Here is a 12,685-nt window from a genome sequence, read left to right on the forward strand (position 1 = left end):
GTACCGGCCTAGTTGAAGAGAAAAGGGGCCGATAGACGTCGGAGTGTGGGCATTATGCAGTAAGGAGGGAGGGGCGAGCCAACCCCGCGGGGCAGGGCGCAGATAAAGAAACGACCGCCGTGGCGGTCGTTTCCGGAAAGGTCGGGATCAGTTGTAGCCCGTGGCGTCCTTGGTGCGGTCCGGACTGTTGGGCGAAGGGGGATTGCGCCCGTCGTCGGTCTTGGCGTGTTCGGTGCGCAGGGGCTTTTCGTCCTTGGGCAGTTCGCGTTCGTCGGCTTTGCGCTTTTCTTCGGCCATGGGATCCTCGTCTACGTGATTGCCGGTCAAGGTGTGACCGGTGCAGGCGTTTCGCCGTTCCCCTGGGGCGAGGAGCGGTCGGCGAAGGCGCCGGCGCTCTGCAGCTGGCGCAGGGCGTCGTTGACCTGGCGGGCGAAGGTTTCCTCGATGGCGGTCCCGGCCTGATGGCTGGCGGCCAGGGGCAGGAACCAGACCCCCATCCAGGTGCGTACCGAACTGGCATTGCGCACCCGGGTGGACGGACCGCTACCGGGTGCGATCCATTCGGCGGTCAGCACATAGTCGTCCTTGGCGGTACCCGGGACGAGAAAGAAGGTGGCCCCGGTAATCAGGCCACTGGCGATGGCGGCGGCGTAGGAGGTGCTGTTGTAGAGCTTGAGGCGCAGCAGGGCGTCGTCGGGCCTGCCGGGCTCCGGCACCAGGGTGATGCGGTCGAACAGATTGGAGCGTTCCAGGACCTCGCGCAGCCGGGGCTTCAGGCCTTCGCGGGCGACGGCGATCGACGTCGCGTCCTTGGCGTCCTCGACAGTGCCGCGATAGAAGTTGAATTCCACCAGCACCTTGGGCCGCTGCGGTTGCTCGCTCAGGGGCACGCGGAACGGCTGGGAAGAGAGTTCATCGCCGGGAAAGGCGGCGCAACCGGCGAGCAGGAGCAGGCAGAGCAGGGCAGCGAAGGTTTTCACGAGACGCACCTCATCCCTAAGTGGCGATAGCAGAGGCTGGCGAGGCCAACGTCCGCGCAAAAAAAAGCCCAACCGGGGGTTGGGCTTTTTCGAGAAGGCGGGTGATTAGATCACCTGCACCTCATCGGCCTGCAGGCCTTTCTGGCCTTGCACGACCAGGAAGGAAACAGCCTGGCCTTCTTGCAGGCTCTTGAAGCCGTTGCCCTGAATGGAACGGTAGTGAACGAATACGTCCGGGCCGCTCTGGGGGGTGATGAAGCCGAAGCCTTTCTCGTCGTTGAACCACTTGACGGTGCCAGTTTGGCGAGTAGACATGGATTTCTCCTTGAATAAGATGACGTTGTTGTCCGCGAAGGACGACAGTTTTGAAACGAGGAGAAACCCATGCCGCGAAAGCTGGCCCTGATGTACTCCAGGTTCTCGACAGGTCAGCCGCTCCGTGGAGACAGCCTCACCTGACAGCGAAGGATGGTCTCAGACTGGCTTGCGCAAAACAAGACCTTTGAGCAGCTCGATGTTGACTTTACCGACCATGGTCGAAGTGCGGGCTGAAGCGGGCGAACGGCGGTTGAAGGGGGGAGGCGTGGCGCGCTCTGGCACCGGGACCGGTCGATCGTGGCAAAGGCACCGTGCTGAATCGTTTCCCGGGCACGAAAGGGGCGCCGCGCGAAGCGCTGGGCAGCACCCGGCAGGCGCACGTTCATGGGCGCGTTCAGTCTCTTCGGCCAGTGGTATCGAAACGGTGATGGCCTGCGCAATAAGGATAATGGCCTGGTGCTATTATTCCGTTCGAATCATTACCCCGGACCGCAACGGTCCAAGGACTTACCGTGAAAAATGGGCTTGAAAGCGCAGGACGCGCCTTGGGCCACGGACTCGCCGGATACCGGGTCGAGCTCCGTCGCCTGAACCTCAATGAAATACTCGTAGCCGTCTACCACGCCCACCAGTCGATCAAGCTGACCCAGCGTATCGTGACCAATGAACAGGCGACCAATCCGTTCTTGCTGAATGCGGTGGTGGCCGCCATGCGGGTCGAGGCTGACACCGTGGGTCTGTTCATCGAGATTCCCCTCGCAGACGACTGCCTTACCGCCTGAGTCGGACGCTCGCCTGAGGCGAGCCAAAGCGATCTCCAGGCATCGCCTTCAAGACGCCCGCCGCCTCCACCTGCCGTGAGGCGTTCCTCCTCAAACATCTTGGTCAGGTCTCCCGCACGGCAGCGTGCCGAGCGGTGGGGGCAAGGCCGATCGGGTCGAGATTCGTACCCACCCGGCTGCCAGCCACGCCTCGCGACCGTTCAGCGACGAAGGGTCGCGACCAAGCGGTGACTCTGCTGATCGCGGTAAAATGCACCGCTTTCTACAGGAGTCTCCACTCATGGCCTTGCTGGGTCGCTTCAACAGCTTGCAGATTTTGCGCAACACCCCCATCGGTCTGTTCCTGGATGCCGGCAATGACGGCGAGGTGCTGCTGCCGCGCCGCTATGCGCCTCGCGACGAACCCTGCGCCGAGGGCGACTGGCTCAACGTCTTCCTCTACCTGGACAGCGAAGACCGCCTGATCGCCACCACCGAAAAGCCGAAGGTGCAGGTCGGCGGTTTCGCCAGTCTGCGCGTGGTGGAGGTCGGCCGGGTGGGGATCTTCCTCGACTGGGGCCTGCCCAAGGACCTGCTGCTGCCGCATTCGGAGGAGAAGCGTCCGCTGCAGGTGGGCGATCATTGCGTGGTGCATGTGCACCTGGACGCGCGGACCCGGCGGATCGTTGCCACCGCGCGCCTGGATCGCTACCTGGATCGTGAACCGCCACGCTACAAGGTGGGTCAGCCGGTACCCCTGCTGGTGGTCGAGCGGACCGACCTGGGCTACAAGGTGATCGTCGACAACAAGCACTGGGGCCTGGTGCATCGCAACGAGGCCTTCAAGCCACTGCGCCTGGGGCAGCGGGAGCGGGGCTTCATTCGCGAGGTGCGGGCGGACGGCAAGATCAGCCTGACCCTGCAGCCTCAGGGAGCTGCCGCCGGAAGCGATCTCGCCGAACAGATCATCGGCCTGGCCAAGGCACGCGGTGGGGTTCTGGAACTCAGCGACAGCAGTCCGCCGGCGCTGATCCATCAGCTGTTTGGTGTCAGCAAGGGCAACTTCAAGAAGGCCATCGGCCATCTCTATCGCCAGGGGCGGATCGTTATCGAGGACGACCGGATTTCTGTACGCGAGGACGCCGCTGGCTAGCGCCGCGCCGCGGGGTCAGATCGCTGTCGTGGCTGGGCTGCACCAGGGACTCGGGGTCGAAGGCGCGCGCCCGCTCGTCCGGCCCGGCTTCGCGCTCCAGATCGCCGACCAGGCGGGTTATGCGGTCGGCCAGCTTTTCGGAACTCAGACTCTCGCGCAACCGCTCGACCATGAGCGGCAGGGCGAAGGGTGAGGGATGGTCCAGGACCACCAGGCGCAGCGGCAGGGCGCCGGTGCGGATCAGCGTCTGCTGCAGGCGATCGGCATCGAGCTCCTGACGCAGGACCTCGGTCTGGGCCTGGCCGAGCAGCAGGTTGTCCGGATCGTATTGGCGAAACACCTGGTAGAAGAGGCTGCTGCTGGCCTGCAGCTGGCGATTGCTCTTGTGCGCCCCCGGATAGCCGGAAAATATCAGCCCGGAGATGCGCGCGATCTCGCGAAAGCGGCGCTGGGCGAGTTCGGCGGCGTTGAGGCTGGCCAGGGTGTCGCTGACCAGGTCGTCGGTGGTGAAGAGACTGGCATCGAGCAGTTCCTGCCAGTCCAGGCTGACCGGCGAGACCAGCTCCAGGCCGTAGTCGTTGACGGCGATGGAAAAGGTGCAGGGGCGCCGCTGCGCCAGCCGCCAGGCCAGCAGGCTGGCCAGCCCCAGATGGGCGTGACGGCCGGCGAAGGGATAGAGGAACAGGTGCGAGCCTTCGCGGGATTCCAGCGTCTCGGCGAGTAGGTAGTGGGCGCTCGGTAGCGCCGACCACTGCCGCTGCACGTCCAGCAGCGGTTGCAGCAGGCGCAACTCCGGACTCTCGTAGCGCTGCGCCTCGGCGTCTTCCAGCAGCGCCAGGACGTGCTTGGCCAGGGTGTCCGAAAGCGGCATGCGACTGCCGCTCCAGCGCGGGATGGCGGCCTTGCGCCCCGTGGCGCGGCGCACATACACCGTCATGTTCTCCACCCGCACCAGTTCCAGGGTGCGCCCGGCGAAGAGAAAGTGATCGCCGGGCCGCAGGCGGGCGATGAAACCTTCTTCGATGTTGCCCAGCCGATTGCCACCGCCGCCCTTGGACCAGAACTGCACATTGAGGCTGGTCTCGCTGACGATGGTGCCAATGCCCAGTCGATGCCGCTTGGCCAGCTGCTTATCGGGGACGCGCCAGATGCCCTCGGCGTCGGGCTCGGCGCGGCGATAGTCCGGGTAGGCCGACAGCGAGGCGCCGCCGTTGCGCACGAAGGCCAGGGCCCAGATCCACTCGCCCTCGCTGAGGTCGCGATAGGCCCAGGCGCTGCGGATCTCCGGCAGCAGGTCATCCGGCTCGAAGCCGCCGCCCAGGGCGACGGTCACCAGGTGCTGCACCAGGACATCCAGGGGCTTGACCGGGGCGGTGCGCGCTTCGATCTCGCCCGCGGTGATGGCGCGGCGGGTGGCCGCCGCATCCAGTAGGTCGAGGCTGTAGGTGGGTACCAGGGTGGCACGCGAGGCACGGCCCGGGGCATGGCCGCTGCGGCCGGCGCGCTGCAGCAGGCGGGCGATGCTCTTGGGCGAGCCGATCTGCAGTACCCGCTCTACCGGCAGGAAGTCCACCCCGAGGTCGAGGCTGGAGGTGCAGATCACCGCCTTGAGCTGGCCATTCTTGAGACCGCCTTCCACCCACTCGCGGGCCTGTTTCTCGATGGAGCCATGGTGCAGGGCGATCAGGCCGGCCCAGTCCGGGCGCGCCTGCAGCAGGGCCTGGTACCAGAGTTCGGTCTGGGCGCGGGTGTTGGTGAAGACCAGGGTGGTGGGGCTATCCTCCAGTTCGCGGATCACCTGCTGCAGCAGGCGCATGCCCAGGTGCCCGGCCCAGGCGAAGCGCTCGACGCCGCCTTCGGGCAGCAGCGTATCCACCTGCAGGCGCTTGTCCTGGCGCCCCTGGACGAGATGGCCCGGGGCGCCGGCCAGCAGCACATCCAGCGCATGGGCCTGGTTGCCGAGGGTGGCCGACAGGCCCCAGGTCTGCAATCCGGAATTCCAGCGGCGCAGGCGGGCCAGGGCCAGTTGCGTCTGGGTGCCACGCTTGTTGCCCAGCAATTCGTGCCACTCATCGATGACCACCAGCCGAACCTGGCCCAGGGCCTCCTGGGCGTCTTCGCGGGACAGCAGCAGCGACAGGCTTTCGGGGGTGGTGACCAGCGCCGTCGGCAGGCGCCGATTCTGTCGCGCACGCTCGCTGCTGCCGGTGTCGCCGGTGCGCAGGCCCAGGGTCCACTCCAGTTCTTCGTCGAGTACCGGGCGCTCCAGGGCGCGCAGGGTGTCCGCCGCCAGGGCGCGCATGGGCGTCAGCCAGAGCACGGTGAGCGGCGGTGGTGCCTGCTTGCGCTTGCTGGGCAGGCCCTTGGCGGTGATCGGCTTGGGGGCGACGAAGGCATCCAGGGCGGCCAGCCAGACGGCGTAGGTCTTGCCCGAACCCGTGGTGGCGTGCAGCAGGCCGGATTCGCCTGCGGCGATGGCCTTGGCCACCTCGCGCTGAAAGGGAAAGGCCTTCCAGCCCTGGGCGGCCAGCCAGCGACTGCCTGGGCCCTTGCGCGTGCGGGATGCGGTGGCCATCGTGGCGCTCCTTAGACCGGGTTCGAACGCCCGGTCATCTCGGCCGCCATGGCGGTAGCGTAGCTGTCGGTCATGCCGGCGATGAAATCGATCACCCGCATGAAGGCCTGGTGCAGGGTCCAGGATGGATCGGGCGCGCTGTTGCCCAGCAGGTCGAGGATGCGGCGGCTCTTGAACGAGGGCTCGCGTCCGCGGTGCTGTTCCAGGGCGGCGCCGCAAAAGGCATTGAGCAGGATTTCCAGGGTGGTGTAGGCGCCGATCTCGTGCAGGGTCTTGCGCTTGTCGTGGAAGATCTTTTCCCGGGCCAGGGCCTTGGCGCGCTGCACGCAGAGCTTGGCCGGACCGGCCATGTGCTCGACCAGGTCATCGCCCAGGGTGCCGGCGAGCAGGGCGTCCTGCTGGTCGACGAAGGCGCGGGCGGTGGCGTTGGTCAGGTGCTCGATGGCCTTGCCGCGCAGGATGGCCAGCTTGCGCCGCCGCGAATCCTTGGGGCCGAGCTGGCGATAGGTTTCCGGCAGGTCGTCGCCGACCAGGCCCAGCAGCAGGGCCTCGACCTCGGCATAGTCCAGCAACTCCATCTCCAGGCCGTCTTCCAGATCGATCAGGCCGTAGCAGATGTCGTCGGCGGCTTCCATGAGGTAGACCAGCGGATGCCGGGCCCAGCGCTCCGGACCCAGCAGCGGCAGCTCGAGTTTCTCGGCGATCTGTTCCAGCAGCGGCAGCTCGCTCTGGTAGCAGCCGAACTTGTGCTTCTTGTAGCCAGGCGCCGCGGCATAGCGCGAGGTCCAGGGATACTTGAGATAGGTGCCGAGGGTGGCGTAGGTCAGGCGGGTGCCGCCGTCGAACTGGTGGTATTCGAGCTGGGTCAGTACCCGGAAGCCCTGGGCATTGCCTTCGAAGTGCAGGAAGTCCTGGCGTTCCGCCTCGCTCATGTCGTCCAGCCAGCCGCGGCCGGCGGCCTGGGTGAACCAGTAGCGGATGGCGTCTTCGCCGGAGTGGCCGAAGGGCGGATTGCCGATGTCGTGGGCCAGGCAGGCGGATTGCACCACCATGCCGAGATCGCTCGGATCGCACCACTCGGGCAGGGCGCCCCTCAGACTCTCGCCCACGCGCATGCCCAGGGAGCGGCCGACGCAGCTGACCTCCAGGCTATGGGTCAGGCGGGTGTGGATGTGGTCGTTGCTGGTGACGGGGTGAACCTGGGTCTTGCGCCCCAGCCGGCGGAAGGCGCCGGAGAAGATGATGCGATCGTGGTCCTTGTGAAAGGGGCTACGCCCCAGTTCATCCGGGCTGTGCAGGGGTTTGCCCAGCCGTTCGCGGATAAGAAGTGTCTGCCAGTCCAAGGCCGTCCTCGAGCTATCACCGATAAGGGGAGCGCCGGCGGTAGCCGTTCGGCGCTTCTGCGTTCTGACCTCGGCAACATACGATCATCACCGCTCAGTTGGCAAAGCCCGGCAACTGGCTGGCGTCCAGGTCGATCAGCAGCAGGCGCTGGCCGCTCTCCAGGAACTGGCTGGCGGTCAGACAGTACTGGTTGGTGGTGGCATCGCGATAGACCGTCGAAAGCGCCAGGCGTCGCTCGTTCCAGCCTTCGGCCAGCAGGGCATAGAAGTAGGGTCGCCAAGACCAGTTGTGGTTGAGGTAGCGGCGATTCTCGCGCCAGAACATGCCGTTCCATTCCAGGTTGGGGGTGATCTGGGTGCCGGTGCGGTCGCACTGGTAGATGCGCAGCAGCCCGGGAAACGCCTGGGGATCGGGCAGGGCGCTCAGGGGGCCGCCGTGTTCCGCCCAGGGCCTGAGCTGGGTGACGAAGTCGGCCAGTTGCTGGCGCAGCTCCAGCAGCCGGGTCTGCTGATCCAGCTTGCCATCGACGAAGCGGCTGCGCAGGGCGGCGAAGCGCTGCTGATGGCTGTCGCTGGCGCCCAGCTCGGCGGTGGCCTCGGCGAAGAGGAAGCCCTGGACGTAGCGCGCACCGCACTCCAGGGCGAAGTCGAGTTCGGTTTCGGTCTCCACGCCCTCGGCGATCAGCCAGCAGCCGGTCTTCTCGGCCATTTGCGCCAGCGCCTTGACCGCATCGCCGCGGGTACCACCCCGGGCCGCGGCCTGGAACAGGCGCATGTCCAGCTTGAGGATGTCCGGCTGCAGATCCAGCACCCGATCCAGTTGCGAATAGCCGGAACCGAAATCGTCGATGGCGATGCGGATGCCGAGTTCGCGATAGCGGGCGACGGCCTGGGTCAGGCTGGGCAGATCGCCAGCGGCCTCGGTGATCTCGTAGACGATTCGGCTCGGGGCGATGCCGGAGCGCTCCAGCTGCGCCAGGCTGGGCAATTCGGCGCCCCTTTCCAGCTGGCTGATCCAGCGCGGCGAGAGATTGAGGCTGAGAAACCAGTCATCCGGTGCGCTGGCAAAGCGCCGCAGCGCATCGTCCCGCAGCGTGCGGTCGAGGTGGAGCAGGTCCAGGGTTGGGGTGCCGGGATCGGCGAACAGGGGGCCGACGGAGGTGTGGCTGCCGTCATCCTGGCGCAGGCGCCCCAGGGCTTCGACGCCGGCGATGCGCCCGGTCGCGGTGTCGATGAAGGGTTGGAAGAAGGCGGTGGGGTGGCCGGAAAACACAGGGCATCCTTATCTTTTGAGTAGCGTTCGGCTTGACCATGCGATAAGGGTGCCAGATGACAGAATGGCTCCCGAGGGAGCCATTCTCTACCTAGCGCGGCGGTGGCAGCGGGTGTTCCGCCTGCCGTTGTTCACGATGGTGAGCCTGCAATCGGTTGACGATCGGGTAGAGGGCCAGACCGATGCGGGCCAGACGGCCCACCGCGCCCAGGCGTTTGCCGAACAACGACAGGAATACCGTGGCGCCGAGCATCAGCGGCTTCTTCGCCGAGCTGGCGACCTTGTCCCGATTCGGCCGCACCAGATCGCCGATGAGGCTGATGGGGTTGTGCAGGGGCTGGGCGTTGTAGATCAGCTGCTGGCGATACATCTCCATGCGCAGCCGGACCAGTTCCTTGCGCTTGGCCTGGCTGGTGGCAGAGGTAAGCGGCTGGTTCATGGCAGTAGGCGCTCCCGGTTGCGGTTGAGTTCTTCCAGGGTGGCATGGAAGGGCGCGGCGCCCTTGACCAGGCTCAGGGCCCGCAGGATGCAGATCGCCAGCGCCACGGCATAGAAGGCGCACAGGCCCAGAGTCGCGGCCATGCGATAGGTATCCCAGAAGGCGATGATGACCGCCGCCGAGACGCCGACCAGCACCAGCAAGCCGAAGATCAGGCTCAGGCCGGTAAAGAGGAACAGCTGGAAGGTCCGGACCTTCTCTTCCTGAACCTCGATGCCCAGCAGTTCCAGATGGCTCTGCAGTAGCCCTACCACCGCGCCGGCGAGACGCTTGACCGATGGCTTGGGCGCCTCGTCAGGCAGCTCCCGTGGAGGAGAGGAGGTGTCCATGGCAGTCCCCCAGGTTTAGCGGCGCGAGGCCAGCAGACCGATCAGGAAGCCGACGCCGGCAGCGATGCCCAGGGCCTTGAAGGGATTGTCGACCACGTACTCCTCGGTGGTCTCCTTGGCCGCGACGCCCTGGCGATAGAGATCGTCCTGCTTGGTCTTGAGGACGTCGCGGGAGCGTTCGAGGCTGGAACTCAACTTGGCGCGCAGTTCGTCCGCCTGCTCACCGGCCATGCTCGCGGTGTGTTTGAGCAGTTGCTCGGCGTCTGCCAGCAGGGTGTGAAATTCGTCGGTCAGTGCCTGCTCGGCCTCGCCCAGATGACGACGGACCCGGTCAGCGTTCTGCTTGTGTGCCTGCTCATCGATGTCAGCGGCAAGCTCGTCTTTGATCACGGGAGGGGTTTTGTCGGTCATGGCGCGCTCCTGGTAGGCGATGGGTATCCGTTTCAGCCCTTTCGAGTGAGCGCCTGGAGCAAAGGTTCCACCGGCCAGAGCCATCCCGGCACGAGCTAGGCGCCTCTATAAGGTGGCCAGGCATGGCACCCGAAACGCAGCCCAAGGCGGACGAATGGTCATACCTTTTCGATTCAGCCTCGCCAAAAGTTCCATACCGAATACGGATTAGAAGAGCTGGCTCACAAAATCAGGCGCTAGCGCCATTGCTCGTCTTATTCAAGTAAGACGCAAGAACTTTGCTGTTTCTATCACTGTCAGTTGCGTCGTATTTGATCGTCCATGCACTTCTAGACAAATAAGAGGGGGAAGAATGGAAAACGCCATAGATAGACTGACTGCCGCTTTCAGTACTTATAAATGCTCGGTTACGGCGCCTCGCCCTGACGGCAGTATTGTGCTGACGGTGCAGGATCAGCAGTGTGACGATGCGCGAGTGAACCGGGTGGTCAGCGCCCGGCAACTGGGCGAGAGCCAGCTGTTGAAAACGGTGATCGACGAGGTGCGCAAGGACGTGTCGCTGCGGGCCGGTGCGCTGGCGCCGCAATCCATGGCGGTGCTGCGGGCCACGGGCGCCAACATGCTGAGATATTCCGAGTAACACCACGGCTTCAAAGCTTCAGCGCGAGACTTGCAGTACGGATGCCCTCGGCATTCGTTGGTCTCGAACGTTGAAGATTAAAAGATGGCAATCAAGTAGTTAGCGTTAATCCCGCAACGCCTTCGTCAGCTCTTGCACTTCAGCAGACGGCATCCCGCGCAGGGAAGTTGAGTCGCAGGCAGCTGGTACATGGGGCAGGCGACGTCCACCACTCCCCAGGACGGAAAGCCCTGTCCGGCCTGTACGGCAGCCAGCCGCGCATTGGCGATCACACCATTGAGCAGCTCTTCTTCCCGATACAGCGCCTGGCGCAAGGTCGGCGAGCGATAGAGGATGCGTCCGCACCTGTCCAGCAGGGTAAAGGAAAACCGTCCGGTACGATCCGGCAGGGTCGGCCAGACCTTGAGCGGTGCCAGCTGTTCGTCGAGACGGGCGCAGGTCAGCTGATACAGCGAGGTGGGCGCCGGCTGCCGCTCGGGCGCCGCCGTTTCCAGACTGTCGAGCAGCGGAGCGGCGTTCGCCGCCTGCATGAGACGAGGGGTGGAGCCTTCCATGGTATGCATAGCGCGGATCCCTGCTCAGTTCGCGACGGTCAGACGGGGCGCACCGCCAGTGCCACCGGCCAGCAGGGCCGTGACGCCATGGCCCTCGTCGATGGCGATACCCAGTCGGATGCTGTCGATCAGGCGCGCGAGGCGGGTGTGGTCATGCAATTGCTGCTTGCTGATCAACCGCTTGACCTTGACGCCACTGTCGTCGGACAGCGTCAGGCTGACGCTGCCGTCGAGGCGTTCGATGCGGAAATTGACCCGAAAGTCTTGCTCGAAAGCCGCGGCGATGAGTTGGAAAGGGTTGTCCATGACGTACCTGACTGGCGTGAGCGGGGTCAGTGCCATTGACTTCCAGGGGCGGGGGTAGTTCTGGAGGAGATCCCAGAAGTATGACCGACGGCCCGTTTCAGCCGCTCACCTGAAGTTCGCGCTCGCTCCAGCACTGGGCGAAAGCCGCTTGCCAGTCGGGTAGTGGCTGCCCCAGCACCGCTGCCAGCTTTTCGGTGGATAGCCGCGAATTGATGGGGCGATGCGCCGGGGTGGGGTAGGAACTGCTGGGGATCGGATTGAGACGAGCCTTCAGTTGACCGGTCTCGCGCAGGCGCTGGGCGATCTGCTCGGCGAAGCCGAACCAGGAGGTGGTACCGTTGGCCGTCAGGTGATAGGTGCCCCAGAGGCCATCGTCCTGGTTGCTATAGGCCAGCAGGCGCTCGGTGGCGTCGGCGATGGTCCGGGTCCAGGTGGGCGCACCGATCTGGTCATCGACGATGTTCAGTTCGTCGCGCTCGCTGAGCAGCCGCACCATGGTGCGCAGGAAGTTGTTGCCCTGCCAGGAATAGACCCAGCTGGTGCGCAGGATCAGGTGGCGTTCGGCGTGTTCGCGCACGGCGTTCTCGCCAGCCAGTTTGGTCCGGCCATAGACATTGAGCGGACAGGTCGGATCCTCTTCCCGATACCGGCCTTCCCTGGTGCCATCGAAGACGTAGTCGGTGGAGTAGTGGACCATGGGGATGCCCAGCTGCTGCGCCGCCCGGGCGAAGACCTGGGGCACCCGCTCGTTGATCAGGGTCGCGGTCTCGGCGTCGCTCTCCGCGGCGTCCACGGCGGTATAGGCGGCGGCATTGATGATGACATCGGGCTTTGCGGCCAGGACGCGGTCATGGAGCGCGTCTAGCTGGGTGAAATCCACCTGGGCCCGGCCGATGACGGTTACCTGGGCCTTGGTGGCCAGCAGTTTTTGCAGCGCCTGAGAGAGTTGGCCGTGTTGACCGGCGATGAAGACGTTCATGTGACTGAGCTGATTCCAGAAGGGCTGGCGCGTCCATGCCTGATTGACAGGGTGGGCGTCGCCACGACAGCCCTGAGCAAAAGCAGGCAGTCTACCCGATGACCGGCAGAGGACAAGGCTAGCCTTTGGCCTGCCCTCTGTCCTGGCTGTCGGCTCTAGCCTGCGGGCTGCCTCTGGCTACCGCCCTCGGCAAGGTGGCGCAAAAATTTGTTTCACGAATACTTGACAATTGTGCGACGGCTGACAGGTCTCCGTTGGTCATTTTCATCCGGAGTTGTGCACAAGTTGTGCTAGCGCTTGTCAAGCCCTCTTTCGCCCGGAGTTTTGTCTGCCGGAAATCCTGCTTTTAAATTAAGTTATTGATTATGTTGAACTTATTAAAGTGATTAAAAAATGATCAACTTGTTTGAGGGGCCCGCAGAGCAAGGCTCCGGGTTCTTTTCCACCATGTTTTCAACAAAGTTATCAACAGAAGCTGTGGATTGTTCCGTCTCGCTGGGCCTCGGCAACCTTAATCGACGCTGAACGAAAGACCGGTCGGCAGCGTGGTCAGCCGCCCCGGTT

The 12,685-nt window shown here is 64.7% G+C and carries 15 protein-coding genes; 3 read left to right on the top strand and 12 right to left on the bottom strand.

Going from position 1 to position 12,685, the window contains the following annotated elements:
• Positions 1-147: 147 nt before the first annotated feature.
• The 3 genes from PSEK12I1_RS24825 to PSEK12I1_RS0120390 all read right to left on the bottom strand — a co-directional run bounded on the left by PSEK12I1_RS24825 (position 148) and on the right by PSEK12I1_RS0120390 (position 1,295).
• Positions 148-297, bottom strand: coding sequence for a hypothetical protein (locus PSEK12I1_RS24825; RefSeq protein WP_007159091.1), 150 nt, complete (start codon positions 295-297; stop codon positions 148-150).
• 26 nt (positions 298-323) lie between these two features.
• The gene (locus PSEK12I1_RS0120385) at positions 324-980 is read right to left on the bottom strand and encodes a hypothetical protein (protein WP_027602749.1); all 657 of its coding nucleotides are present in this window, start codon (positions 978-980) and stop codon (positions 324-326) included.
• A gap of 105 nt (positions 981-1,085) precedes the next feature.
• Positions 1,086-1,295 carry a cold-shock protein gene (locus PSEK12I1_RS0120390; protein WP_007159089.1) on the bottom strand — a complete coding sequence of 70 codons (210 nt, stop codon included), beginning with the start codon at positions 1,293-1,295 and terminating at the stop codon, positions 1,086-1,088.
• 515 nt (positions 1,296-1,810) lie between these two features.
• Here PSEK12I1_RS0120390 and PSEK12I1_RS0120395 point away from each other — a divergent pair.
• Positions 1,811-2,080 (top strand): hypothetical protein, encoded by a 270-nt coding sequence (locus PSEK12I1_RS0120395; RefSeq protein ID WP_231500969.1) that lies wholly within the window; start codon positions 1,811-1,813, stop codon positions 2,078-2,080.
• A 280-nt stretch (positions 2,081-2,360) separates the two neighbouring features.
• Entirely contained in the window at positions 2,361-3,212 is an 852-nt protein-coding gene (locus tag PSEK12I1_RS0120400; protein WP_007159087.1) for a S1 RNA-binding domain-containing protein, read from the top strand.
• Here PSEK12I1_RS0120400 and PSEK12I1_RS0120405 read toward each other — a convergent pair.
• The 6 genes from PSEK12I1_RS0120405 to PSEK12I1_RS24000 all read right to left on the bottom strand — a co-directional run bounded on the left by PSEK12I1_RS0120405 (position 3,166) and on the right by PSEK12I1_RS24000 (position 9,642).
• The gene (locus tag PSEK12I1_RS0120405; protein ID WP_027602750.1) at positions 3,166-5,787 is read right to left on the bottom strand and encodes a ligase-associated DNA damage response DEXH box helicase; all 2,622 of its coding nucleotides are present in this window, start codon (positions 5,785-5,787) and stop codon (positions 3,166-3,168) included. The two genes, PSEK12I1_RS0120400 and PSEK12I1_RS0120405, sit on opposite strands and share 47 nt — an antisense overlap.
• 11 nt (positions 5,788-5,798) lie before the next feature.
• Positions 5,799-7,130 carry a deoxyguanosinetriphosphate triphosphohydrolase gene (locus tag PSEK12I1_RS0120410; RefSeq protein WP_027596852.1) on the bottom strand — a complete coding sequence of 444 codons (1,332 nt, stop codon included), beginning with the start codon at positions 7,128-7,130 and terminating at the stop codon, positions 5,799-5,801.
• A gap of 94 nt (positions 7,131-7,224) precedes the next feature.
• On the bottom strand, positions 7,225-8,403 hold the full coding sequence (locus PSEK12I1_RS0120415) for an EAL domain-containing protein (protein WP_027602751.1): 1,179 nt from the start codon (positions 8,401-8,403) through the stop codon (positions 7,225-7,227).
• A 91-nt stretch (positions 8,404-8,494) separates the two neighbouring features.
• Positions 8,495-8,842 (bottom strand): hypothetical protein, encoded by a 348-nt coding sequence (locus PSEK12I1_RS0120420; RefSeq protein WP_027596850.1) that lies wholly within the window; start codon positions 8,840-8,842, stop codon positions 8,495-8,497.
• Complete coding sequence (locus PSEK12I1_RS0120425) at positions 8,839-9,231, bottom strand: phage holin family protein (RefSeq protein WP_037007225.1); 393 nt, start codon at positions 9,229-9,231, stop codon at positions 8,839-8,841. Before PSEK12I1_RS0120425 ends, PSEK12I1_RS0120420 begins: the two co-directional genes overlap by 4 nt.
• Before the next feature lie 15 nt (positions 9,232-9,246).
• Positions 9,247-9,642, bottom strand: a complete 396-nt coding sequence (locus PSEK12I1_RS24000) for a YqjD family protein (protein WP_037007227.1) — start codon at positions 9,640-9,642, stop codon at positions 9,247-9,249.
• 352 nt (positions 9,643-9,994) lie between these two features.
• Here PSEK12I1_RS24000 and PSEK12I1_RS0120435 point away from each other — a divergent pair, with 352 nt between their 5' ends.
• Complete coding sequence (locus tag PSEK12I1_RS0120435; protein WP_007159080.1) at positions 9,995-10,282, top strand: DUF3509 domain-containing protein; 288 nt, start codon at positions 9,995-9,997, stop codon at positions 10,280-10,282.
• 125 nt (positions 10,283-10,407) lie between these two features.
• On the opposite strand, the gene PSEK12I1_RS0120440 is transcribed toward PSEK12I1_RS0120435, so the two are convergent.
• The 3 genes from PSEK12I1_RS0120440 to rfbD form a co-directional block, all read right to left on the bottom strand.
• The gene (locus PSEK12I1_RS0120440; protein ID WP_027602752.1) at positions 10,408-10,845 is read right to left on the bottom strand and encodes a hypothetical protein; all 438 of its coding nucleotides are present in this window, start codon (positions 10,843-10,845) and stop codon (positions 10,408-10,410) included.
• Between the two features lie 15 nt (positions 10,846-10,860).
• A complete protein-coding gene (locus tag PSEK12I1_RS0120445; protein WP_007159078.1) occupies positions 10,861-11,142 on the bottom strand; it encodes a DUF3509 domain-containing protein in 282 nt (93 codons plus the stop codon).
• A 97-nt stretch (positions 11,143-11,239) separates the two neighbouring features.
• The gene (rfbD, locus tag PSEK12I1_RS0120450) at positions 11,240-12,121 is read right to left on the bottom strand and encodes a dTDP-4-dehydrorhamnose reductase (protein WP_027602753.1); all 882 of its coding nucleotides are present in this window, start codon (positions 12,119-12,121) and stop codon (positions 11,240-11,242) included.
• Positions 12,122-12,685 lie beyond the last annotated feature (564 nt).

It is taken from the genome of Pseudomonas sp. MOIL14HWK12:I1 (genome assembly GCF_000510705.1).
GTDB classification, from domain to species: Bacteria; Pseudomonadota; Gammaproteobacteria; order Pseudomonadales; family Pseudomonadaceae; genus Chryseomonas; species Chryseomonas oryzihabitans.